This is a genomic window from Erythrobacter sp. (assembly GCF_040217515.1).
Taxonomy (GTDB): Bacteria; Pseudomonadota; Alphaproteobacteria; order Sphingomonadales; family Sphingomonadaceae; genus Erythrobacter.
Genome location: NZ_JAVJPT010000008.1, coordinates 1 through 23,762 on the forward strand (window position 1 = coordinate 1; position 23,762 = coordinate 23,762).

The window sequence follows — 23,762 nt, forward strand, 5'->3', positions numbered from 1 at the left end:
ACTTTGGCAAGCGGCGGCTCGTCTATGTCGAGCGCCATGAGAATATCGAACAGGCGATCGCGCGTGAAAAGCTCGTCAAGAAGTGGCGGCGGGAATGGAAATTCGCGCTGATCGAAGCCGAAAATCCCGATTGGGACGACCCGTGGGAAAGCTGGTTCGCCTCGAAGGCGTTGGAAGATTAGCCGAGCCCCGTGTCAAGCACGGGGCGACGCGTGAAATAGATGGCGGCGATGGGGTCGCAAGCGGAAAGTCCGCTTTCAGGCTCGCAAGCGCCTTGGTAGCCGGGCCTGTCCGCGACCGCCAAGATCACGCCGGCTCGTTCGCCTTGCCTTTCGCCTTCGCCGCCTTCCTCACGATGCCGGAGAGCCCCTTGGTCAGCTGGAACAGGCCGTTGAGGCGGCTCTGCGGATCGCCCCAGGCGCGGTTTATGACGAGTTTCATGTCGGGACGCAGCTTGGCCGTGCCCTGCAGGCGGTCGACATAGGCGACGAGGCCGGCGGGGTCGGGAAAATCGTCCTTGTGGAAGGTGACGAGCGTACCGCGCGCGCCGACATCGATCTTGGCGATGTTGGCCGCGATCGCCTGATGCTTGATCTCGATCAGGCGCACGAGATTCTGCGTCGGGGCGGGCAGGTCGCCGAAGCGGTCGATCATTTCCGCGGCAAGGCTCTCGATTTCCGCCTTGCCCTCGGCCTGGTTGAGCCTGCGATACAGCGCCATGCGCACGGCGAGGTCGGGGACGTAATCCTCCGGGATCATGATCGGTGCATCGACCGTGATCTGCGGACTTACCGCATCGCGCGGCTTTTCCAGTCCCATTTCGCCCGCCTTCGCGGCGAGGATCGCGTCCTCGAGCATCGACTGGTAGAGTTCGAAGCCGACCTCGCGGATATGGCCCGACTGTTCATCGCCCAGAAGGTTGCCCGCGCCGCGAATGTCGAGATCGTGGCTCGCCAGCTGGAAACCCGCGCCGAGGCTGTCGAGATCGCCCAGCACTTTCAGGCGCTTTTCCGCGACTTCGGAGAGCTGCACGTCCTTTTCATAGGTGAGATAGGCATAGGCGCGCAGCTTCGCCCGGCCCACGCGTCCGCGAAGCTGGTAGAGCTGGGCAAGGCCGAAACGGTCGGCGCGGTGGATCAGAATCGTGTTCGCGCTCGGCAGGTCGAGGCCGCTCTCGACGATCGTGGTCGAAAGCAGCACTTCGTACTTGCCTTCGTAAAAGGCGCTCATGCGCTCTTCGATTTCGCCCGCGCCCATCTGGCCGTGAGCGGAGACGACCTTCACTTCGGGCACGTTTTCGTGGAGCCATTCCTCGAGCGGCGCCATGTCGGAGATGCGCGGCACGACGATGAAACTCTGGCCGCCGCGGTGGTGTTCGCGCAGCAGGGCCTCGCGCATCACCATGTCGTCCCATTCCATCACGTAGGTGCGCACGGCGAGCCGGTCGACCGGGGGGGTCTGGATGGTCGAAAGCTCGCGCAGGCCCGTCATCGCCATCTGCAGGGTGCGCGGGATCGGCGTCGCGGTAAGCGTGAGCATATGCACATCGGCGCGCAGCTGCTTGAGCTTTTCCTTGTGGGTCACGCCGAAGCGCTGTTCCTCGTCGACGATGACGAGGCCGAGATTGTGGAATTCGGTCGATTTCGAGAGGATCGCATGGGTGCCGACAACGATGTCGATATCGCCCTTGGCCAACCCTTCGCGCGTTTCGGCCATTTCTTTCGAGGAGACGAGGCGCGACAGGCGTCCGACCTTGAGCGGGAAGCCTTCGAAACGGCCCGCGAAGTTCTGGTAATGCTGCCGGGCGAGCAGGGTTGTGGGGGCCACGACGGCGACCTGCTGCCCGCTCATCGCCGCGACGAAAGCGGCACGCAGCGCGACCTCGGTCTTGCCGAAGCCGACATCGCCGCAAACGAGGCGATCCATCGGCTTTCCGCTTTCAAGGTCGCGCAGCACATCCTCGATCGCGCGTTCCTGATCGTCGGTTTCCTCCCAGGGGAAACGGTCGACGAACTGGTTGTAGCTTGCTTCCTCGGGCTCGAAGACGGGCGCTTTCTTGAGCGCGCGCTCGGCAGCGATCTTCATCAGTTCGCCGGCGATTTCGGTGATGCGCTCCTTGAGACGGGAGCGGCGTTTCTGCCACGCCTCGCCGCCGAGCCGGTCGAGCGGGACGGCCTCTTCGGACGATCCGTAACGCGACAGCACATCAATGTTCTCTACGGGGATGAACAGCTTGTCGCCGCCATGATACTCGAGAGCGACGCAATCGTGCTGGCTCTTGCCCACGGTGATGGGGTCGAGGCCGAGATATTTGCCGATGCCGTGTTCGCTGTGGACGACCAGATCGCCTCTCGAAAGCGCCTGAAGTTCGGCAAGGAAAGCATCGGAATCACGCCGCTTCTTCTTGCGTCGCACCAGCCTGTCGCCAAGAATGTCCTGCTCGGTGAGGATCTCGAAATCCTCGCTCGCAAAACCCGATTCGAGCGGCAGCACAAGCAATGTCGCATCGCCCTTCGCCGACAGCCCGAGCGCTTCCTGCCAGCTTTCGGCCATGCGCGTGGGCGTCCCCGCTTCGGAGAGGATCGAGCCGATACGCTTCGCGCTTCCGGTGGAATAGGCGGCGATCAGCGCGCGCCGGCCGCTCTTGGCGATATCCTTCAGATGGCTCGCCGCGGCGTCGTAGACATTTTCGCCGCGTGCCCGTTCGCCCGCGAAATCGCGCGCGGAGGTGAATCCGAAATCGACCACCGTATCGCTTTGGGGTGACGCGAAGATCGTGGTGTGATGGGCCGGTGCCGTCTCGAGCGCGCGGGCGAATTCATCCTGTGAAAGGTAGAGCGCGTCGGTGGGAAGCGGTCGGTAGCTGCCCGACTTGTCGGAGCCGGTGCGCGTGCGCTGTTCGTGGTAATCGGCGATGTCGGCGATCCGCTCTTCGCTCGCGCCGATCGATTGCTGGTCGATAACGAAGATGTCGCTTTCGTCCGTGTGGTCGAACAGCGTGGCAAGCCGTTCCTCGAACAGCGGAAGCCAGTGTTCCATCCCGGCCAGTCGTCGCCCGTCGCTCACCGCTTCGTAAAGCGGATCCTGTGTCGCGCTCGCTCCGAACATTTCGCGGTAGCGGCCGCGGAAACGCTTGATGCTGGCTTCATCCAGCAACGCTTCGGAGGCGGGCAGCAGGAGGTGCGAATCCAGCGTGCCGGTTGAACGCTGGGTGCTCGGATCGAACAGGCGCAGGGATTCGAGCTCGTCGCCGAAGAAATCGAGCCTGAGCCCTTCATCCAGCGAGGAGGGGAAGATATCGACGATCGACCCGCGCACCGCGAATTCGCCGTGATCGACAACGGTGTCGGTGCGCGAATAGCCCGCGCGGGTCAGCAGCGCTGCCAGGCTTTCGTGACCGATGGTCGTTCCCGGCGCGAATTCGCGCACGCTTTCCCGAATGCGGAACGGGGTGAGCACGCGCTGCAACGCGGCATTCACGGTAGTGACGAGCAGCTGCGATCCGCCCTGCGGGTTCTGCAGCCGGTGAAGCGCGGAAAGCCGACCTGCGCTGATCGTAAGCGCCGGGCTCGCGCGGTCGTAGGGTAGGCAGTCCCACGCCGGGAATTCAATGACTTCGACTTCGGGCGCGAAGAAGCGCGCCGCATCCGCGATGGCGCGCATCGCTGCATCGTCGGGCGCGATGAAAACGGCGCGCTGCTTCGCTGCGCGGGCGAGATCGCCCATGACGAGCGGCACGCTTCCGCGCGGCAGAGACGTCAGCGTGAGCGGCGTTTCGCTCGCGAGGATGCGGGAAAGGTCGGGCATGGGCTTACAGGGTCAAACGCGGAGCCGCGCAGGCGTTCCCGTTTCACGGGGCCCGCGCAAAGCGAGGGAGGAGCGCGGCCCTAGCGCGGGATATCGACGTAGTCGAGCTTGCGCATCGCCTCGATCAGCTCGCCCCGGAACCGCTCGGGCACGTCCTGGGTGCCGAGGCCCCAGGCCATGATATCGACATCGTCTTCGGCCAGCAGGTCCTCGAACCAGTCCATCTCGCTCTCGCCCCAATCCGCATGGTAGCGATCGAAGAAGCCGCCGATCATGTAGTCCGCCTCGCGTGTGCCGCGATGCCAGGCGCGAAACTTGGCCCGGGCGAGGCGCTGCTGGAATGTGGGCATATCCTTCATGGGCGGTGAGGTAAGACACTCGCCCGCGGCGTGCAAGCGGCTATAAGCGTAAGCGATGCGTCCCGAAATCCTCAACCCGCTTTTCGCCGAGATCCAGTCGCTCGAGGGGGTCGGCCCGAAGCTCGCAAAACCGCTCGGCAGGCTGGCGCTCGCACGGGTCAAGGATGTCGCCTACCATCTGCCCGAACGCTTCGTCACGCGGCGCGCCATCGCCGATCTCGACGAGGGCGGTGAAGGCGAACAGGTGATCGTCGCGCTCACCCCGACCGAGCATCGCGCTTCGCGATCCCCGCGCGGGCCTTACCGGGTGCTGGCGCAGGATGCAGCGGGGAATATCTGCGCGCTGACCTATTTCGGCCGGGCCTCCTACACCGCGAAAAAGCTGCTGCCCGTCGGCGAGAAACGCTGGGTGGCAGGCCGTCTCGACAGGTATGGCGAAATGCTCCAGATCGTCCATCCCGACCATGTCGAACGCGAAAGCGCAGGCCATCTCGCGCGGTTGAACGAGCCGGTTTACCGCCTCGCCGAAGGGCTCACCCAGCCGCGTCTCGGGGCGCTCGTCGAGCAGGCGCTCAAGCAGCTCCCCGCGCTGCCCGAGTGGATCGAGCCGAGCCAATTGGAGCGCGCGGGCTGGCCGGACTGGCGCGATGCTCTGACCATGGCGCATCGCAACGTGAACGCCCCCGCGCGTGATCGGCTCGCCTATGATGAATTGCTGGCGAACAGCCTCGCTTTGCTGCTGGTCAAGGCCGACAGCCGGCGACGCAAGGGACAGTCGCTGGTTGGCGACGGGCGGCTTCGCGTGCAGCTTTCCCTGCCATTCGAGATGACCGGCGCGCAGAAGCGCTCGATCTCGGAGATCGAGGGCGACATGGCGCAGGAAGCGCCCATGTTGCGCCTGCTGCAGGGCGATGTCGGGGCTGGAAAGACGGTTGTCGCACTCGCCGCCATGTTGATCGCGGTCGAGGCGGGCAAGCAGGCCGCGCTGCTCGCGCCGACCGAGATCCTTGCCCGCCAGCATTACGAAACCTTGCGCCGCATGGCCGCGCCCACGGGGGCCGAGGTCGCACTGCTCACCGGCAGGGCCAAGGGGCGCGAGCGCGAAGGGCTGCTGATGGGCCTGCTCGACGGGTCGATCGACATCATCGTGGGCACCCATTCGCTGTTTCAGGACAGTGTCGCCTACAAGGATCTCGGCCTCGTCGTGATCGACGAACAGCACCGTTTCGGGGTTGCTCAGCGCCTCGCCCTCGCAGCAAAGGGTAAGCGAGCGCCGCACACGCTCGCCATGACGGCGACGCCCATCCCGCGCAGCCTGACGCTGGCGCAATATGGCGAAATGGATGTGAGCCGTCTCGATGAACTGCCGCCCGGCAGGCAGGCGATCGACACGCGGGTCGTCGCGCAGGAGCGGATGCAGGACGTGGTCGCCGGGGTCGCGCGGCATCTTGCAAGCGGCCAACAAGCCTATTGGGTCTGTCCCATGGTGCGCGACAACGAAACCGACGACATCGCAGCAGCGGAGGCTCGGTATGCGGCGCTGGCCGAGCGGTTCGGCGACGAAGTCGTCATGGTGCACGGACAGCTTGCGCCGGAGGTCAAGGATGCGAACATGGAACGCTTTGCCAGCGGTGCGGCCAAGCTGCTGGTCGCGACCACGGTGATCGAAGTCGGGGTCGATGTTCCTGCCGCCACGCTGATGGTGATCGAACAGGCGGAGCGGTTCGGCCTAGCCCAGCTTCACCAGCTGCGCGGACGGGTCGGGCGCGGATCGGAAAAATCGGTCTGCATGCTGCTGCGCGGCAATGACTTGTCCGAAACGGGGCGCAAGCGGCTCGCCCTGATGCGACAGACGCAGGACGGATTCCGGATCGCGGAGGAAGATCTCGAGCTGCGCGGCGGGGGCGAATTGCTCGGCACGCGGCAATCGGGCGAGGCGGCGTTCCACATTGCCGATCTCGACCAGGTGCAGCGATTGCTGCCCGCCGCCCATGCCGATGCGCGCCTGCTGATCGATCGGGACGGCGGCCTAACCAGTGCGCGCGGCGAAGCGGCCCGGATCCTGCTATACCTGTTCGAGCGTGACTGGGGCGTCCAGTTGCTGCGCGGTGGCTAGATCAGTAGAGCACCCGCCGCAGGTCGACCTGCCTGAACAGCGGCAGGTCGAGTGTCGCGCGCGCGGCGAAGCCGACGTGCACCACGTGTTCGCTGTAATGGCGCTGGCAGTCGCCGTCGAAGACGTTGTTGAGCCGGATCGTCACGCGTTTGCCGAATGGCAAGCGCGCCATCGTGCCCCTGCGTCCGGGGCCCGCCACCTTTCCAAATTGCAGCATTTCGCCGAGCGCGATTTCGAGGTGGTCGCCGTCGATACGGGTCGTGACGGGCCTGTCGATCCCGGTGCAGTCGGGGTCGGACAGGTTTGTCCACTGCACCTCGGCAGCGTAACCGGCGCTTGCGCGGTGCTCGACCCGGTGCAGCCAATCCGCCGAAGCGTCACCGGGAGGCGCGAAGGGATAGGCGTCGGGAAGCGCCTTGCGGCGGCGGCCATGTTCGGGACCGCGTTCGTCCTTCGACCAGCGCGTATCGATCAGCTGGATTGCGAGAACCCTTGGTCCGCTCACTGGGGTGGCGGGCCGAAGTGCGCATCGCTGCCTTCGGCAAGGAACCGGTCGACCAGCGCCCCTGCGGCGCGGTTGACCTCTTCCCATACGCGCCGAAAGTCGTCCTCGTCGCCGTGATAGGGATCTTCTATCGAACGCCCGGCGAGCCCGTCGACGGCATCGTTGAGCAGCGCCACGTGCGCCGTTCCGCCGCGCGGTTCATGCGCCCTGATACCCTGAAGGTTCGCCTTGTCGAGCGCGAAGATGTGGCTCGAAACATAGAAATCGTCGCGCTGGATCTGCCGGCCGAAAAGTCCCGCAATATCCACACCGTTCTCGCGCGCGATACGGATCGCTCGCGGGTCGGGGCTCTCGCCGATATGGTAGGAAGCCGTGCCGACCGAATCCACTTTCGCTTCAAGGCCGGCCTTGCGGGCGGCAGAGCGGAAAGCACCCTCCGCCATGGGCGAACGGCAGATATTGCCTAGACAGACGAAAAGGACCGCCGGACGTGAATCTGACTCTTGCGTCATATAGAAGTTCATTAGGTTGCAAATGCAGACTGCGCAATAATTTTATAAGTAAAACCGGACTTTACTCGATGCGAAACCTTTTTTTCGCGATTGCGTTCGCCGTCGCGCCCGTCGCGAGCGCTTCGGCCGGTCCTGTCGAGGATTACGAAGAACTGCGCGAGGAAATCTGGGACGCGGCGCTCGATGCCGCACCGCTGCTTGCGACCAGCGTGGGCGACGCGCGCGGCGCGGGCAGGCTGGCCGATCTAAGCCTTGCCGAATATGAAAGGCGCCTGGCCCAGAGGCGCGCCTTCCTGGCCCGCCTGCGGGCCATCGATGCCGCGGCGCTCCCTGACGAACTCCGGATCGATTACGAAATCCTCGAGACGAGCCTTGCCGACCGCATCGAGGCATCGGCGCATGATCACGACCGCTATGTCCTGTTCACCACGTTCGGCGGATGGGCGTCCGGCTTCGCCTCGCTTCCCGACCGCTCGCCCTTTTTCGATCGCTCCGATTACGCCAGCTATGTCGACCGCCTGCGCGCATTCGCCGCGCAGAACGAGGCCGGCATCGCGCGCAGCCGCGAGGCGGTTGCGCGCGGTCTGACGCAGCCGTGCGGGCCGCTTGGGGGTTTTGGCGAACGCATAGCCATGCAGGTCGCCGAGGATTACCGCGAAACGCCCTTCTGGAAGCCCTTTGCGGGGGAACGTCCGGCTTTTCTCGAGCGCGAGGCATGGACCGCGCTCAAGGCCGAAGCGCGCGCGGCGATCGAGCAGGCCGTCATCCCGGCCTATGCCGACTTCCTGCGCTTCTACACCAAGGAATATGCTCCTGCCTGCCGAACAGGCACGCCGGGCGTGCTCGCCACTCCGGGCGGCAAGGAGTATTACGCCTACCGGGTCAGAAGCTTCACCACCACCACCGACATGACCCCCGACGAAGTCCACCGATTGGGCCTCGCCGAAGTCGCCCGGATCCGGGCCGAGATGGAACGGGTCGCCGAGGGCGCCGGTTTCGCCAGCCGCGCAGCCTTTATCGAGCACCTGCGCACCGATCCGCAATATTTCATGACTGATGCCGAGGACTATGTGGAACATGTCGCTGCGCTCGCCAAGCACATCGACGGTTTCCTGCCGAAGCTGTTCGGGCGCCTTCCGCGCCAGCCCTACACGGTAAAGCCGATCCCGATCGCGCAAGCGCCGGGCAACACGACCGCCTATTACGAGTCGGGCTCCCTCGAGACGGGGCAAGCAGGAATATACCGGATCAATACGACCGAGCTCGACCAGCGCCCCCTTTGGGAACTGCCCGCACTCGGCGTGCACGAGGCCGTTCCGGGGCATCACCTGCAGATCGCGCTCCAGCAGGAACTCGACATTCATCCGCTGCGTGCGAACGGCACCTTCTTCACCGCTTTCGTCGAAGGCTGGGGGCTCTATTCCGAGAGGCTCGGCATCGAGATGGGCCTCTACGACACTCCCGCAAAGCAGATGGGACGGCTAAGCTACGAGATGTGGCGCGCTACCCGGCTCGTTGTCGATACCGGGCTCCATTCGAAGGGCTGGTCAAAGCAGCAGGCGGTCCGCTTCATGCTCGACAACACCGCGCTGACGGCGGCGAACGTCGATGCCGAGGTCAACCGCTATATGACCTGGCCGGGGCAGGCGCTCGCCTACAAGGTGGGCGAACTCAAGATCCGCGAGCTGCGCAGCCGGGCGGAAAAGGCGCTGGGTGCCGGTTTCTCCTTGCGCGCTTTCCACGATACCGTGCTCGAGAACGGGTCAATTCCGCTCTCGGTCCTCGAGGCGCATGTCGACCGCTGGATCGCGGCCGAACTCGCGGGAGGCGCGGACTGATCAGGCGGCGCGCGCGGGGAGGGGCTCGGTCGAGCCGAGCACTTCCTCGGTGATGCGGCGGATATTGACCTGCGCCTTCAGCTTCGCGCCGAGCAGGGCCGTGCCCGACACCTTGCGCTGGACGAACAGCGTTTCGATCGGGGGGAAGGCCCATGTGTCCTTGTCCTGCGCGATGGCATAGCCTTCGTCGCGCAGCAGCGGGACGAAGGCCCGGTCCCCGAAATCGAACGGCTTGTCCTCGCGCATCTCGTTGATGACGATATCGATCATCCGGTTTACCCGCTCCGGGTGCTTCTCCGCGACGACCGGCATCATGAAACCGCTGTCGATGGTGGCCTTGAGGACCTGTTCGCGGTTCCCTTCCAGCCCCGCCTCGAGCATGGCGCGATAGCCGTTCGAGACATCGGGATCGACCTCGCGGCAGGCACCGAAATCCAGCAGGACGATTTCGCCGGTCTCGCGCCGATAGCGGTAATTGGCGAAGTTGGGATCGGTCTGCATCACGCCGAATTCGAACAATTCGCGCGCGACGAGCCGCATGAGGCGTGCCACCACCGCATTGCGCTGTTCGGGTGTTTCTTCTTCGAGCGCCTCTATCCCCGCGCCCTGTTCAAAGCTCATGGCGAGGATGTGTTCGCGCGTCAGCCCTTCGTGGAGGCGCGGGACGACGAAACCCGGCTCGCCTTCGAGGCGCTTGCGATAGAGCTCCATCTGCTCACCTTCGCGGTGATAGTCGGCCTCTTCGTGAAGCTGTTTCTTTGCAGCGGCCAGCAATTTGTCGATTTCCAGTTCCGGCGGTGCGAAACCGGCGACGCGCAGCAGGGTCATGACATTGTCTACATCGCTGTCGATGCTCTGTGCCACGCCGGGATACTGCACCTTGATCGCGAGCTCCTCGCCATCGCGCGTCATCGCCTTGTGCACTTGCCCGATGCTGGCAGCAGCGATGGGGCGGGGGTTGAACCACTTGAACTGGCGGCGCCAGTCATTGCCCCATTGCTCCTTCAGCACCTTGTCGAGTTGGCGCGTCGGCATGAAGCTCGCCTGGTCGCGCAGGGTCGCGAGGATCTGCGAGAGTTCGGCAGGCAGGAAATCGCCCGCGTCCATGCTGATCATCTGCCCCATCTTCATCGCCGCGCCACGCAGGTGGGAGAGGCGGTCGGCCAGCCGCCTTGCATTGCCGGGGGTCAGGATGAGGTCGCGCGCCGAGAGGCTTTCTCCGCTCGATATGCGGCGTGCGCCTTCGGCCATCATCCCGCCGGCGACCCCTCCGACAAGCTGGCTGAAGCTCGCGACGCGGGAAAACCGGCCCGATGGCACGGCACGGTGGCGGCCGCGTTCTTCCTTGCCCCAATTGGCTTCGGATTCGGCGATATTGCGATCGTCTTCGTCGGAGGAATCTGGCACGTGGCGGACCCTGTCGGTTCTGTCTGCTGGTCCTGAACAGATGGGCCCCCAAGCGGTTCCGCGCAAGGCGCGCGCCGGGTCAGCTGATGCACAGCCCTCCATCGACCGGCAGGGACTGCCCGGTAATATAGTCGGAATGGGGCGAGGCGAAGAAAACTGCGAGCCCTTCGAGCCCCGCGTGGTCGCCCGGGCGGCGCAGCGGTATGCGCTTTGCCATCCATTCGGCGAATTTCGGATTGGCGGCCGCCGTTATGTCGGTCTCGTAAAAACCGAAAAGCAGCGCGTTGGCCGTGATCTGGTAGCGCGCCAGTTCGAACGCCGCGCCTCGGGTGAGGCCGTTTAGGGCGGCTTTGGAAGCGGCATAGTCCGAGGACTTGTTGACCCCCATAATCGACTGGCCGGAAGACGTGGCGATCAACTTGCCGCCCGGATCGCCTTCCTTCGCGCGCTCGATCATGTGGCGTGTGACATGTTTGTAGGTGAGGGCGGGGCCGCGCGCATTGACCGCCATGACCCGGTCCCAGCCTTCCGCCTCCATCTCGGGAATTGCGGTGCCCGACCCAGCGATACCGGCATTGGCGAAGCACGCATCGACTCGCCCGAATGTCTCGAGCGTGCGGCCCATCGCTTCCTCGACCTGCGCTTCATCGACGACATCGCAGGCCAGTGCGATGACCTGCGATGTGCCGAGCGTCCGCAATTCGAGCAGCGCCTCGGTGTTCTTTTCCGCGTTGCGCGCCCAGATCGCGACATTAGCGCCGGCCTTGACCAGCCCTCTCGCCATGCCCAGACCGAGACCGCCATTGCCGCCCGTGACGACCGCGACGCGGCCGGTAAGATCGAACAGTTCCATGCCGCTGGACTGCCGCATTCCCGCGCTTGGGGCAAGCGGGTGGAACCACTGCCCACGTTATGCAATTAGCGAGGTCATGGATGCTCACAAGACGCTCACCCCCGCCGCCCGCTGGCTCGGCTATGCGGGGCTCCTTCCGCAAATCGTCTGTCTGGCCTTCGCCCTTGCCGAGCCGTCGATCGGATCGGGGTCGGGATGGGGCTATGTCGCAATCGGGGCGGGCTTTGCCTATGGGGCGGCGATCTTCAGTTTTCTCGGCGGCGTGTGGTGGGGTCAGGCGGTAGCGCAGGGCTTCGATCGGCCCGTGGGCGCCGGGGCCTACCTCGTCGCGGTGACACCGAGCCTCATTGCTGTCGCGCTGTTCCTGCCCTGGCTGTTCGGGTGGGAGTGGCCGGGTCCCGCCTTGCTCTATCTCGGCGCGTTGATCGCCCTGTCACCGCTGGTCGATCGGTGGCTGGGCTTTGCCGCGCGAGATTTCCTCAGGTTGCGCGTGCAGCTTTCGCTGGGGCTCGGCCTGCTCACCTTCGCCCTCGGCATCGAGGCGCTGAGGCTGGTGTAAAGAGAAGAGATTGTCGCCGCCGGCCCACGGCGCTACCGCATGCGCCGACATGGCGACATCGACAGACGATCCCGCAAACCTAACCGACCGCACGGCCCTGCTTGAGGCGCTCGACGAACGGCTGCGCTGGCTTTCGGCCTGGACGATTCACAACGCCAACAACCTGCGCGATAAGCGCGACGGACTGAAAGTCGGCGGTCACCAGGCCTCCTGCGCCTCGATGACGGCGATCATGGCCGCGCTCTATTTCCACGCGCTGCGCCCGCAGGACAAGGTCGCTGTAAAGCCGCACGCCTCGCCCGTGCTGCACGCGATCCATTACCTGCTGGACGAACAGACACGCGAAAAGCTGGAGGCGTTCCGGGGGCTGGGCGGGGCGCAATCCTATCCCTCGCGGACCAAGGACAGCATACCGGTCGATTTCTCGACCGGCTCGGTCGGGCTGGGCGTTGCGATCACCGCCTTTTCCAGCCTCGTGCAGGATTATCTCATCGCCCACGGCCAGATGCGCGAGGAGGACGCGGGCCGCATGATCGCGCTGATGGGCGATGCCGAACTCGACGAGGGCAATATCTACGAATGCCTGATCGAGGGGTACAAGCATGATCTCAGGAACTGCTGGTGGATCGTCGATTACAACCGCCAGAGCCTCGATGCGACCACTGCGGATCGGATGTTCCGCCGCTTCGACGACATTTTCGAGACCTGCGGCTGGCGGGTCATAACTCTCAAGCACGGGCGGCTCCAGTGCGAGGCCTTTGCCAAGCCCGGCGGGAAGGCGCTGGAGGAGTGGATCGAGAACTGCCCCAATGCCGATTTCGCCGCGCTCACCTATCTCGGCGGGGAGGCGTGGCGCGAGCGGCTGATGCGCGACATCGGCAAAAAGCGCGGCGTTCCTGGCCTGCTCGCCGAATATGACGATCGCGCGCTGGCCCGGCTGATGACCAATCTCGGCGGGCATTGCATCGAAACGCTGATCGATGCCTTCGCGCGGATGGACGATGACCGCCCGACCCTGCTGATCGCCTATACGGTAAAGGGCTACGGCCTGCCGCTCGCCGGGCACAAGGACAACCATTCCGGCATGATGAGCACTGCGCAGATCGAGGGCTTGCGCGCCGCTTTGGGCATTGCAGAGGGTGAGGAATGGGAGAAGTGGGCCGGGCTGGGCGAAAACCTCGCGGGCGCGCTCGAGGCTTTCATCGCAGACAGCCCGATCACACGCAAACGGTCCGAGTATCGCGCGCCAGCCGTCCCCGTTCCACACAGCTTCCCGGTTCCGAAGGGGGAGAGCCTGTCAACGCAGGCTGCCTTTGGGAAGATCCTCCACGACCTCGCCAAATCCGACAGCGAGCTTGCCGACCGCATCGTCACTACTGCGCCAGACGTGACGCAGACCACCAATCTCGGAGCCTTCGTCAACCAGCGCGGACTGTTCCGGCGGCAGGAACTGGCCGATGTCTTCCAGCGCTCCGAAATCCCGTCGGCGCAGAAATGGTCCGCCCACGGCGCGGGCCAGCATATCGAGCTGGGTATCGCGGAGAACAATTTCTTCCTCCTGCTCGCCTCGCTCGGCCTTTCGGCGGATCATTTCGGGACGCGACTGCTGCCGGTGGGGACGGTCTACGACCCCTTCATCGCGCGCGGGCTCGATGCGCTCAATTACGGCTGCTACCAGGACGCGCGCTTCCTGCTGGTCGGCACGCCTTCGGGCATCACGCTGGCGGGCGAGGGCGGGGCGCACCAGTCGATCAACACCCCGCTGATCGGGATGGGCCAGCCCAACCTCGACAGCTACGAACCCGCCTTCGCCGACGAGGTCGCGCTCATGATGCGCCATGCCTTCGAGCGGATGCAGGCGGAGGAGGGCAGCTCGGTCTACCTGCGCCTGACGACCCGTGCGATCGCGCAGGAAACGCGCACCGATGCCAGCTGGGAAGAGGGTGCGCTCAAGGGCGGCTACTGGCTGCGCGAGCCCGCGCCGGGCGCTGCGGCCGCAATCGCCTTCAGCGGGGCGGTCGCGCCCGAGGCGCTGGCGGCGTGGGAAGCCTTGCAGGACGACCTTCCGGGCCTCGGCCTGCTCGCGGTGACTTCGCCCGACCTGCTTCACCGCGACTGGAGCGCCGCGCGCGCCGCGCGCTGGAGCGGCGGGACGCGTAAGGAGAGCCACGTCGAGAGGCTGCTCGGCGGGCTCGCCCGCGACGCGGGGCTCGTCACCGTGCTCGACGGGGCGCCCGCCGCGCTGTCGTGGCTCGGCGCGGTGCGCGGCCAGCGGGTGAGCCCCTTGGGCGTGGATCGCTTCGGCCAGACCGGCGATCTGCCCGACCTCCACCGTACCTATCGCCTCGACGCCGAGGCGATCATCGATGCGATGGCGGAACTCTTCCTCTAGCCGCGCCGCCCGGCGAGGAAGGCGCAGGCCGAAAGCGACACGACGCCGAGCGAGAGCGCGACCAGCAGCGCTGAAGTGCCCGCCCAGCCGCCCCAGTCATAGATCGCCGGGCCCAGCAGGCTTCCGAGCGCGCCGCCCAGGAACATGATGACGATATAGACAGTCGTCAGCCGGGTGCGGATAGCGGGCTCGAGCGAAAGGAAGGTCATGCGCCCGGTCACGTCGATGGTCGGGCCGACCATGTTGACCACCACCAGCGGCACGACGATGCCCCAGACGCTCCAGCCGAGCGGGTAGAGCAGGGCAAGGCCCGCGGCCGACACGCAGGCCGCCATGACCCGCGCCTTGCGCGCCCCGATCCGGTCGGCAAGGCGGCCGAGGCGCGGCGTGGTGACGATGCTCACCGCCGCGAGCCCGGCGAGATAGCCGACCGTATCAACCCCGTAGCCGAGCTCTGGACTGGTGAGATGCAGCGCGAGCGCCAGCCAGGTCGCGGTGAAGGTGGCAAAATTGAGCCCCTGGATGATCGCGGAGATCATCATGTCGCGATTGCCCTTTGCCAGCGCGAAGACCGATGCGAGCAGCGTGCCGTAGCTTCCCGCCGAGTTCTTCGCCGCGCGTCCCTCGCTCTTCATCGCGACGGGCAGCGCCAGCGTCACCGCCGCCATCAGCGCGAAGGCGCACCAGTAGACCGCGCGCCAGCCGAACCGCTCGGCGACGACGCCCGCCCCGACCCGCGCGACGAGGATTCCGAAGATCACGCCCACCGTCAGCAGCGCGGTGACCTGCCCGAGCCGGTCGGGCGCGACGCGTTTGGAGGCGAAGGCGGGGATCAGGTAAGGCGCGATGGTGACGAAGCCGAGAAAGGTCGAGGCCGCAGTGAACAGCGCGAAATCCTCCGCCAGCGCCATTCCGAGCATGAACAGGCTCTGCAGGGTGACGAAGATGATGCACAGCGAACGGTTCGAATAGCGATCGCCCAGCGGCAGCAGCAGGAAGATGCCGAGCGCGAGCGCGAGCTGGTTGAGCGCCGGCACGATGCCGATCCGCGCCTCGCTCACTCCGAAGCTCGCCGCCACTTCGCCGATGATCGGGTGGATGTAATAGGCATTGGCCGTGACGATCGCGACGGTCACAGCGAGCGCATATTCCTGCCCCCGGGTGAGCTGGTCGCGCGCGCGGGGCGTGGAATCAACGGCGGCGGCGGGGTTCAACCGAGGACACCCGCCTTTCGCGCGGTGTCGATCACCCCTTGCGCGAGCTGCGCCGGGCGGTCCTCCTGGCAGAAATGGCCACATTTGGTGAGAATGTCGTGCGGCATCCCTGCGGCCCCCTTGATCCGCTTCGCGAGCGTCTCGCCGAGCCCGCCGGTGACCGGATCGTCCGCGCCGAAGAGGGTGAGGAAGGGCCTGTCGAAATTCGCAAGCCCGACCCAGGCGCGCTGGTTCTGCTCGATCCCGTCCATCCCGTCCTCTACCGGGACCAGCGCCGGGAAGGCGCGCGCGCCGGCCTTGCTCGGCTCGTCGGGGAAGGGGGCGTCATAGGCGGCGATCTCGGCCTCACTGCGCTCGGTCGCAGTGGCCCGGTCGATCAGCGCGCCGATGCTAAACTCGGCCGAGGACTTCGCAAATTCGCGCCACGCCATGAATGCGGGCGAGGGCGTGCCGCCGGTCGGAAGGAAGGTGTTGGAGGCGACAACGCAGGTGAAGCGGTCGGGCTCCTCGCCCACCATTCGCAGGCCGAGCAGCCCGCCCCAGTCCTGGCAGAACAGTGCGGCGGGCTCCGGGCACACCGCCTCGCGCCATTGCTTCAGCCACCAGATGTGCCGGTCATAGGTGTAGAAGGCGATGTCGTCCGGCTTGTCGCTCTTGCCGAAACCGATGAGGTCGGGCGCCAGGACGCGCAGGCCCGCTTCGAGCAGCGGCGGGATCATCTTGCGATAGAGGAAGCTCCAGCTCGGCTCGCCGTGGAAGAGCAGGACAGGCGGCGCATCTTTCGGTCCCTCGTCGAGATAATGCATCCGGGCGCGATGCCCTTCGCCGAGGTCGATTTCGAGCCAGTTCTCGGCGAACGGAAAGTCGGGCAGGTCGACGAATCTCTCCGGATTGGCGTGCAGGATGTCCATGATTCTCTTCTCCCGTTTCGGGAGATGGGTAGCACGAAACAACCCTTCGACCAGCGCCCGCTTGTGTTTATCGCTATCAGGCCGACTCGCCCGGCTTCGTGCCGAGCGGGACGCGCTCCTTGAAGGTGTGGGTGATGTAGGGGAAGGGGATTTCGATCCCTGCCGCATCGAGTTCGCGCTTTATCGCCCGGATAACCTGGTCGCGGTTCTCGATCGTTGCTGCTCCGGTCGAGGGTGCCCACCAGCGCACGTGGAAATCGACCGAGGATGAATTGAACTCGCTTGCGAGGATTTGGATTGGCTTGTCCGCGATGACGTGATCGACGCTTTCCACGGCCTTTCGGATTGCGGCATCGGCGGCATCCAGATCGGTGTCGTAGGCAACGCCCACCGTCACGTCGTAGCGGCGCGCATCGGTATCGGTCCAGATCTCGACCGGGTTCATGAACAGCATCGAATTGGGCATGATCGTGAGCTCGCCCGAGAAATGCCGGACATATGTCTCGCGCAGCGCGATATGCTCGACCGTGCCAAGCACGCCCTCGCATTCGATCGTGTCGCCCTCTCGCATCTTCTTGCGCAGCATGATCAGCACGCCGGCAAGGAAATTCTCGAAAATGTCCTTGAAGGCGAACCCGATTGCCACCGACCCGATCCCAAGCCCTGCAAAGAGACTGGCCGGGGACAGGTCGGGGATCATCACGATGGCCGCAGTCAGGATCCCGGCCAGCCATACGCCGAGCCGAACCAGCCGGTCGATCAGGCTTCGAAGGCCCGGTCGCAACTCGGCCTTGCCCACGATCGCCCTGGCGATCCTCCCCGCACCGCGCGCGACGAGCCAGGTGACCGCGAGCACGAGGAGACCGATGGCGATAGCCGGGAGGCTGGCGATGAGCCCCGCGGCCATCTCATTGATCTGGTTGCTGAGAATTTCGATGATCGGCATGGGACCCCCTAATCTACCTGCCTCGACCAACCGCGCCGGGCCAGCATATGTTCCCTGCCGCCGACATGCTTCGTCGCGCCTTGAATTGAGCGGCCAGCGCGACTTTGACCTTGCGGGGCGTGGCCAAGTGTGATTCTGTCGAATTCCGGATGAATTCTGCAAGCTCCGGTTCGAGAGACGGTATGCGAGCGACGATCAGGGAACAGGCAAAACAGGGCGCGGCGCTTGCGCTTCTGCTTGTGCTCGGCGGCTTTGCAGTGGCCGGGCCCACGGGGCTGCTCGCCTGGTCGGAGAATCGTGCCGCGCTCGAGGCACGGGAGGCCCGGATCGCGGAACTGACCGCGCGCCGGGACGCGCTCGCCAACCGGGTCGAACTGCTCGATCCCGAAGCTGCAGATCCGGACCTCGCGGGCGAACTCGTGCGCCGCAATCTGGGCGTGATGCATGCCGACGAGGTGGTGATCACGCTCGAGGAATGACAGCGCGCGCCGCCTGCTCCTGAACGCATTGCGCGCTGCCCCCGGACAAGCCTATAGGGCTGCGCGAGAGAGCAGCGCAGCGCCTTTCCCCCGAAGCCCGCTCGCGCGCATCACGCAAGAGAGGAAGTCTCACCTTGGCCAAGACCCCGTCCAAAGGCACGCCCGCAAAGAGAACCTCCAGCGGCCGCGCGCCATCAAGAACCAAGTCCCAAGCCCGCTCCCGCAAGGCGGCAGCCGCCCCTGCGGAAGATCCCGATTTCGAATTGCGCTCGCTCCAGCGCGAATTCGAAAACGCGAAGCTTTACGACGCGAGCGAGGAGGAGATGCTCGAATTCTACCGCCGGATGCTGCTGATCCGGCGGTTCGAGGAAAAGGCGGGACAGCTTTACGGGCTCGGCCTGATCGGCGGATTCTGCCACCTCTATATAGGTCAGGAAGCGGTCGCGATCGGGCTGCAATCCGCGCTCGACAATGATCGCGACAGCGTGATCACGGGATACCGCGATCACGGTCACATGCTCGCCTACGGGCTCGATCCGAAGGTTATCATGGCCGAGCTGACCGGGCGCCAGGCCGGCATTTCCAAGGGCAAGGGCGGGTCGATGCACATGTTCTCGACCGAACACAAATTTTATGGCGGTCACGGAATCGTCGGCGCGCAGGTGCCATTGGGCGGCGGGCTAGCCTTCGCGCACAAATATAACGAGGACGGCGGGATCTGCCTTGCCTATTTCGGTGACGGGGCGGCGAACCAGGGCCAGGTATACGAGACCTTCAACATGGCCGCGCTGTGGAACCTGCCGATCGTTTTCGTGGTGGAGGACAACCAGTACGCTATGGGCACCTCGACCAAGCGTTCCTCGGCCGAAACCCGCTTCCATCGCCGCGGCACGTCCTTCCGCATCCCAGGCATGGATGTCGACGGCATGAACGTGCTGGAAGTGCGCGCAGCGGCCGAGGTCGCCTTCAAACATGTGCGCGAGGGCAAGGGCCCTGTGCTGATGGAACTCAACACCTATCGCTACCGCGGGCATTCGATGTCCGACCCGGCCAAGTATCGCACCCGCGAGGAAGTGCAGGAGCAGCGCGATCATCACGATCCCATCGAACGGCTGAAAAAGCACATGATCGAACAGGGCAAGGACGAGGCCGAATTGAAGGCCATCGACAAGGAAATCCGCGGTATCGTTGCCGATGCTGCGGACTTTGCCGAAAATTCGCCAGAGCCCGACCCGGGCGAGCTCTACACCGATGTGCTGGTGGAGGAGTATTGAGCGATGGCGATCGAGCTCAAGATGCCCGCGCTCTCCCCGACGATGGAGGAAGGCACGCTCTCCAGGTGGCTCAAGGCCGAAGGCGATACGATCGAACCGGGCGACATCATCGCCGAAATCGAGACCGACAAGGCCACGATGGAATTCGAGGCCATCGATGAAGGCACGCTGGCGAAAATTCTCGTTGACGAGGGAACCGAGAAAGTCGCTGTAGGCACGGTGATCGCGATGCTCGCTGGCGACGACGAGGATGCGAGCGAGGTCGAGACGCCCGCCGGGCCCGAGCCGGATACCAAGGATGGCGAGGATGAGGGCGAGGGCGCGCAGGTGTCCGAGGGCGCGACGGTTCCCGACACCAAGCCGCCGCGCGGACCTGCCTCCGATCCACACGTTCCCGAAGGCACGGGCTTCACCTCCACCGCGGTGCGCGAGGCGTTGCGTGATGCGATGGCCGAGGAAATGCGCCGCGATCCGCGCGTCTTCGTCATGGGCGAGGAAGTCGCCGAATACGAAGGGGCCTACAAGGTGACGCAGGGCCTGCTCGACGAATTCGGCCCCAAGCGCGTTATCGACACGCCGATCACCGAATACGGATTTGCCGGGATCGGCACGGGGGCGGCGATGGGCGGCCTTCGCCCCGTGGTCGAATTCATGACCTTCAATTTCGCCATGCAGGCGATCGATCACATCGTGAACTCGGCGGCCAAGACCAATTACATGAGCGGCGGCCAGATGCGCTGCCCGGTCGTCTTTCGCGGGCCCAACGGTGCGGCGAGCCGCGTCGGCGCGCAGCACAGCCAGAATTACGGCCCGTGGTATGCGAGTGTCCCCGGCCTCGTTGTCATCGCGCCCTATGACAGCGCCGATGCAAAGGGCCTGCTGAAAGCCGCGATCCGGACCGAGGACCCCGTCGTCTTTCTCGAAAACGAACTCGTCTATGGCCGCAGCTTCGACGTGCCCGATCTCGACGATTACGTTTTGCCCATCGGCAAGGCACGCGTGGTGCGGGAGGGCAGCGATGCGACGATCGTTTCCTACTCGATAGGCGTCGGCTTCGCTCTCGAAGCGGCCGAAATGCTCGCCGCAGAGGGGATCGACGCGGAAGTGATCGACCTTCGCACCCTGCGCCCGCTCGATCGCGGCGCGGTGCTCAAGAGCCTTGCCAAGACCAACCGGCTTGTCGTCGCGGAAGAAGGCTTTCCGGCCTGCTCGATCGCGAGCGAGGTTATCGCGCTGTGCATGGAAGAAGGCTTCGACGATCTCGACGCTCCGGTCCTGCGCGTGTGCAACGAGGATGTGCCTCTGCCCTATGCGGCCAATCTGGAAAAGCTCGCGCTGATCGACGCGGCGCGAATTGTCGAAGCGGTGAAGCGGGTGTGCTATCGCTGACGCGATGGCGTGGGAGAAAGCTTTCGTTAAGGTTTGAATTTTACGAATTCTTAGCCGTCGCTCCATAGTGCAGTTCCCTAAATCAGGGGAATTCTCATGCGAGCAGACACCGGCTTGGCATCTTCGAAATCGGGCATTCGTAAAGGGCGCGGGCTTTTTCGGGCGCTTTTGCGCCATACGGGCGCGAGTGTCCTGCCGATGATGGCCGCCTCGCTGATTCCGACCATGGCGATGATCGGCGCGGGGGTGGATTTCGGCCGCGCCTATCTCGCCAATTCCAAGCTCCAGGGTGCTGCCGATGCGAGCGCGCTGGCGACTGTGCGCGCCCAGCAGCTTTCGTCCAACTCGCAGCACAATCCGCAGCAGATCGGCGAGGATTACATCTACGCGAATTTCCCGGAAGGTTATCTCGCGGCCTCGCTGGCAGATCCCGACATCACCGTGGTCGATCGCAACGACATCATCAAATCGACCGTGAACGTTTCAGGCACGATCGACACGACGCTGCTGCGGCTGATCGGGATCGATACGCTGCCGATTTCGGCGCGGGCCGTGGCCGAGGCCTCGGAGAACCTGCCGACCGCGATCGAGGCCTTGCTCGTGCTCGACAACACCGGCTCGATGCGCGGCCAGCGGATGCGCGATCTCAAGTCCGCAGCCAAGAATTTCGTCGACACGATCTACGGCAACAAGCAGACGCGCGAGAAATTCGCGGTCGGGATCCTGCCTTACAACACGATGGTCAATGTCGGGCATCTCGTCGCGGCGTCGGATTCGTCGATGGTCCGCAGTCTTCCCGGCTTCACCAATATCAGCAAGAGCGACCCGCTGGGCTGGAAGGGATGCCTCTTCGCCGACAAGACCGTCCGCAACATCTCGGATGATCGGTTCTATGTCGATCCGGGCGCGTATGACATCACGGACAACATGCCCGGGGAAGCCGGCATGCCCAAGCTCGAGCCGTTCGTCTATCCGCCGATCTATGTCAATTCGTTCCAGGACATCAACAATCGCTACGAGATCCCGAGCAGTCGGCAGGACGATTTCTTTCAAATTCCCACGATCCGCGAGGCGCTTGTGCGCCTGCACGGCAACGATATCTGCAAGCACGCGGGCAACGGCAATCCCCGCAGGTGCGACCAGAACAATTCGGTGATCGATTTCGACCGCTTGCCGGACAAGGACGATTACGAGAAAGCGCGATATTACAGCCATAAATCGGGCGACGGGAAGAACGCCTCGCCCAATAATATGTGGGGGCCTTCACCGAATTATCAGTGCCCGGCCGAAGCGCTGCCGGTGTCCTACGATGCGACCAAGAGCGGGCTGCGCAGCTATATCGACAACGAAAACTATGCCCTCATGCCCGGCACCGGCACGTTCCACAATGCCGCGATGACCTGGGCCTATCGGCTGATCGAGCGGGATGACATCTTCGTGCGCGACCGGCCGGCCGATGTTCCGACCAAGAAGATCGTCATCTTCATGACCGACGGTAACTTCGACAGCCGCGATGACGGACGCAACACGTCTTCGGGCAGGGTGCGCGATACGGCCTATACCGCCTACAAGACCTACGAGGATCGTATCATCATATCCTCGGACAGCCGCAACGACACGATCGAGCACCTCTCGCGGCGCTTCGCCAAGACTTGCGAGGCGATGAAGGCCGACGGCATCGAGATCTACACCATCGCCTTCGCGCTCAACAACAATAGCCGCGGTAACGAAACGCGCGAGATGTTCCGCGTCTGCGCGACCGATCGCAACACCCACTTCTTCTCCGCCGCCAACGGCGTGGAACTGAACAACGCCTTCGTCACGATCGCTTCGGAACTCATCGACCTCAGGCTTTCGCAATGATGCGCCGCCTTCTCGGCCGGATTGCCCGCAATCGCGAGGGCGTGACGATCGTCGAATTCGCATTCGTCGCGCCGGTCATGTTCATGCTGATCCTGGGCCTGCTCGAACTGGGCTATGTCGCTTTTGCGCGTTCGGCGCTCGAGAGCTCGATCCTGGTCGCCTCGCGCCAATCCAAGGTCGCCGAGTGCCCGGCCCAGACCGCCAAGCTGATCGAAGCGGAACTGATCGATCGGCTGTCGGTCATCAACACTTTCAACCAGCAGGCCCCCAAGCTCGAAGTCCAGTCCTACGGCACGAACTTTCGCAATGTCGGCAATCCCGAACCCTTCAACGACATCGATGGGAGCGGGACATGGGACCCGGGCGAATCCTACACCGATTTCAACGGCAACGGGCAGTGGGACGAGGACATGGGCAAAACCGACAATTACGGCGAGTTCGGCGAGGTCGTGAAATTTTCGGCCAGCCTTGAAGTCGTCTCGCTGGTCCCATTCGTCGCGTCCGCGATCAACGGGAATGAGGGGTTCTACAGGCTCTCCGCAGAAACCGTGGTGCGCAACGAGCCATTCGAGGATGCGGAATGTTGAGGCGCGAGACGATCTGCGATGCCGTCCGTCAAACGGGTGCGAAGGGGCTCGCCTTCGCCCGGCGCCTGGCGCGCGATACGGGCGGCCTGGCCTTCATCGAATTCGCCTATACGTTGCCGATCTTCGTCGGCTTCGGGCTTGTCGGGCTCGAATTCACCAATGTCGTGCTTGCGAGGCAAAAGACCGAGCGGATCGCGGCCACCATGGCCGATCTTGTGGCGAGCAACCAGGTCCCCCCCAATGAACGTCAGTTGGGCGACCTTTTCTCCGCCGTTCCGCAAATTGCGGAGCCGTTCCCGTTCGAGAATGGCGGCAACGTGATCGTCACGGCCGTCATCGGCATTTACGATATCGATTCCGACGAGGTCGAGAACAAGATTGCCTGGCAGCGCTGCATGTTCTCCGATAGTCATACGAGCATGATCGGCGAGCAATGGACCGACACCAACGACATCGCCGACGGTCCCTCGGTGGAACTCGCGAACGACATCGACCTGCTCCAGAACCAGATGGTCATCGTTGCCGAGATCTTTTATCCTTACGAGCCGATCATCACCCAGGCCATCGTCAAGAACCTGGTGCCCGATAACAATATTCTGCGGGAAACCGCCACGTTTCGGACGCGGGGCCAGGCGATCATGAACGTGACCCCGGTCCAGGGTGTCGATACGCACGAGTGCTGAGCCACAAGGCCCTGCTGCCGGACCAATTGGAGGCAGCGTCGGCCAGCGCTTGAACCTTCCCGTCCGAC

The 23,762-nt window shown here is 64.4% G+C and carries 20 protein-coding genes; 11 read left to right on the plus strand and 9 right to left on the minus strand.

Features of this window, described 5'->3' with window-relative positions; all coding sequences use genetic code 11:
* The coding region (locus tag RIB52_RS10090; RefSeq protein WP_502879512.1) for a GIY-YIG nuclease family protein at positions 1–182 on the plus strand (182 nt) is incomplete at its 5' end.
* Positions 183–306: 124 nt separating this feature from the next.
* Here RIB52_RS10090 and mfd read toward each other — a convergent pair.
* Complete coding sequence (gene mfd / locus RIB52_RS10095) at positions 307–3,807, minus strand: transcription-repair coupling factor (protein WP_350175312.1); 3,501 nt, start codon at positions 3,805–3,807, stop codon at positions 307–309.
* 80 nt (positions 3,808–3,887) lie between these two features.
* Positions 3,888–4,166 (minus strand): FAD assembly factor SdhE, encoded by a 279-nt coding sequence (locus RIB52_RS10100; RefSeq protein ID WP_350175313.1) that lies wholly within the window; start codon positions 4,164–4,166, stop codon positions 3,888–3,890.
* 55 nt (positions 4,167–4,221) lie between these two features.
* On the opposite strand from RIB52_RS10100, the gene recG reads away from it, so the two are divergent.
* Positions 4,222–6,282 (plus strand): ATP-dependent DNA helicase RecG, encoded by a 2,061-nt coding sequence (gene recG, locus RIB52_RS10105; RefSeq protein ID WP_350175314.1) that lies wholly within the window; start codon positions 4,222–4,224, stop codon positions 6,280–6,282.
* Between the two features lies 1 nt (position 6,283).
* Here the strand turns inward: recG and RIB52_RS10110 are convergent, their stop codons facing one another.
* Complete coding sequence (locus RIB52_RS10110; RefSeq protein ID WP_350175315.1) at positions 6,284–6,787, minus strand: hypothetical protein; 504 nt, start codon at positions 6,785–6,787, stop codon at positions 6,284–6,286.
* Positions 6,784–7,299 (minus strand): low molecular weight protein-tyrosine-phosphatase, encoded by a 516-nt coding sequence (locus RIB52_RS10115; RefSeq protein WP_350175316.1) that lies wholly within the window; start codon positions 7,297–7,299, stop codon positions 6,784–6,786. The genes RIB52_RS10110 and RIB52_RS10115 overlap by 4 nt, the downstream gene beginning before the upstream one ends.
* A gap of 68 nt (positions 7,300–7,367) precedes the next feature.
* Here RIB52_RS10115 and RIB52_RS10120 point away from each other — a divergent pair, with 68 nt between their 5' ends.
* Entirely contained in the window at positions 7,368–9,137 is a 1,770-nt protein-coding gene (locus tag RIB52_RS10120; protein ID WP_350175317.1) for a DUF885 domain-containing protein, read from the plus strand.
* Here the strand turns inward: RIB52_RS10120 and RIB52_RS10125 are convergent, their stop codons facing one another.
* Both RIB52_RS10125 and RIB52_RS10130 read right to left on the minus strand, forming a co-directional pair.
* Complete coding sequence (locus RIB52_RS10125; protein ID WP_350175691.1) at positions 9,138–10,511, minus strand: ABC1 kinase family protein; 1,374 nt, start codon at positions 10,509–10,511, stop codon at positions 9,138–9,140.
* 112 nt (positions 10,512–10,623) lie between these two features.
* On the minus strand, positions 10,624–11,397 hold the full coding sequence (locus RIB52_RS10130) for an SDR family NAD(P)-dependent oxidoreductase (protein ID WP_350175318.1): 774 nt from the start codon (positions 11,395–11,397) through the stop codon (positions 10,624–10,626).
* A gap of 76 nt (positions 11,398–11,473) precedes the next feature.
* Here RIB52_RS10130 and RIB52_RS10135 point away from each other — a divergent pair, with 76 nt between their 5' ends.
* Together RIB52_RS10135 and RIB52_RS10140 are read left to right on the plus strand one after the other, a co-directional pair.
* Positions 11,474–11,956, plus strand: coding sequence for a DUF3429 domain-containing protein (locus tag RIB52_RS10135; protein WP_350175319.1), 483 nt, complete (start codon positions 11,474–11,476; stop codon positions 11,954–11,956).
* A 49-nt stretch (positions 11,957–12,005) separates the two neighbouring features.
* Entirely contained in the window at positions 12,006–14,348 is a 2,343-nt protein-coding gene (locus tag RIB52_RS10140) for a thiamine pyrophosphate-binding protein (protein ID WP_350175320.1), read from the plus strand.
* On the opposite strand, the gene RIB52_RS10145 is transcribed toward RIB52_RS10140, so the two are convergent.
* From RIB52_RS10145 to RIB52_RS10155, 3 genes are all read right to left on the minus strand, one after another.
* The gene (locus RIB52_RS10145; protein ID WP_350175321.1) at positions 14,345–15,562 is read right to left on the minus strand and encodes an MFS transporter; all 1,218 of its coding nucleotides are present in this window, start codon (positions 15,560–15,562) and stop codon (positions 14,345–14,347) included. The genes RIB52_RS10140 and RIB52_RS10145 overlap by 4 nt on opposite strands.
* A complete protein-coding gene (locus RIB52_RS10150; protein WP_350175322.1) occupies positions 15,559–16,473 on the minus strand; it encodes a haloalkane dehalogenase in 915 nt (304 codons plus the stop codon). The genes RIB52_RS10145 and RIB52_RS10150 overlap by 4 nt, the downstream gene beginning before the upstream one ends.
* A gap of 76 nt (positions 16,474–16,549) precedes the next feature.
* On the minus strand, positions 16,550–17,419 hold the full coding sequence (locus tag RIB52_RS10155) for a mechanosensitive ion channel family protein (RefSeq protein WP_350175323.1): 870 nt from the start codon (positions 17,417–17,419) through the stop codon (positions 16,550–16,552).
* A gap of 182 nt (positions 17,420–17,601) precedes the next feature.
* On the opposite strand from RIB52_RS10155, the gene RIB52_RS10160 reads away from it, so the two are divergent.
* The 6 genes from RIB52_RS10160 (at position 17,602) to RIB52_RS10185 (ending at position 23,694) form a co-directional block, all read left to right on the plus strand.
* A complete protein-coding gene (locus tag RIB52_RS10160) occupies positions 17,602–17,898 on the plus strand; it encodes an FtsB family cell division protein (protein WP_350175324.1) in 297 nt (98 codons plus the stop codon).
* Between the two features lie 263 nt (positions 17,899–18,161).
* Positions 18,162–19,172: a pyruvate dehydrogenase (acetyl-transferring) E1 component subunit alpha gene (gene pdhA / locus RIB52_RS10165; protein WP_350175693.1), complete on the plus strand. Its 1,011-nt coding sequence runs from the start codon at positions 18,162–18,164 to the stop codon at positions 19,170–19,172.
* A 3-nt stretch (positions 19,173–19,175) separates the two neighbouring features.
* Complete coding sequence (locus RIB52_RS10170) at positions 19,176–20,561, plus strand: pyruvate dehydrogenase complex E1 component subunit beta (RefSeq protein WP_350175325.1); 1,386 nt, start codon at positions 19,176–19,178, stop codon at positions 20,559–20,561.
* 96 nt (positions 20,562–20,657) lie between these two features.
* Positions 20,658–22,424: a pilus assembly protein TadG-related protein gene (locus tag RIB52_RS10175; protein WP_350175326.1), complete on the plus strand. Its 1,767-nt coding sequence runs from the start codon at positions 20,658–20,660 to the stop codon at positions 22,422–22,424.
* On the plus strand, positions 22,421–23,011 hold the full coding sequence (locus tag RIB52_RS10180) for a TadE/TadG family type IV pilus assembly protein (protein ID WP_350175327.1): 591 nt from the start codon (positions 22,421–22,423) through the stop codon (positions 23,009–23,011). Before RIB52_RS10175 ends, RIB52_RS10180 begins: the two co-directional genes overlap by 4 nt.
* Positions 23,005–23,694 (plus strand): TadE/TadG family type IV pilus assembly protein, encoded by a 690-nt coding sequence (locus RIB52_RS10185; protein WP_350175328.1) that lies wholly within the window; start codon positions 23,005–23,007, stop codon positions 23,692–23,694. The genes RIB52_RS10180 and RIB52_RS10185 overlap by 7 nt, the downstream gene beginning before the upstream one ends.
* Positions 23,695–23,762 lie beyond the last annotated feature (68 nt).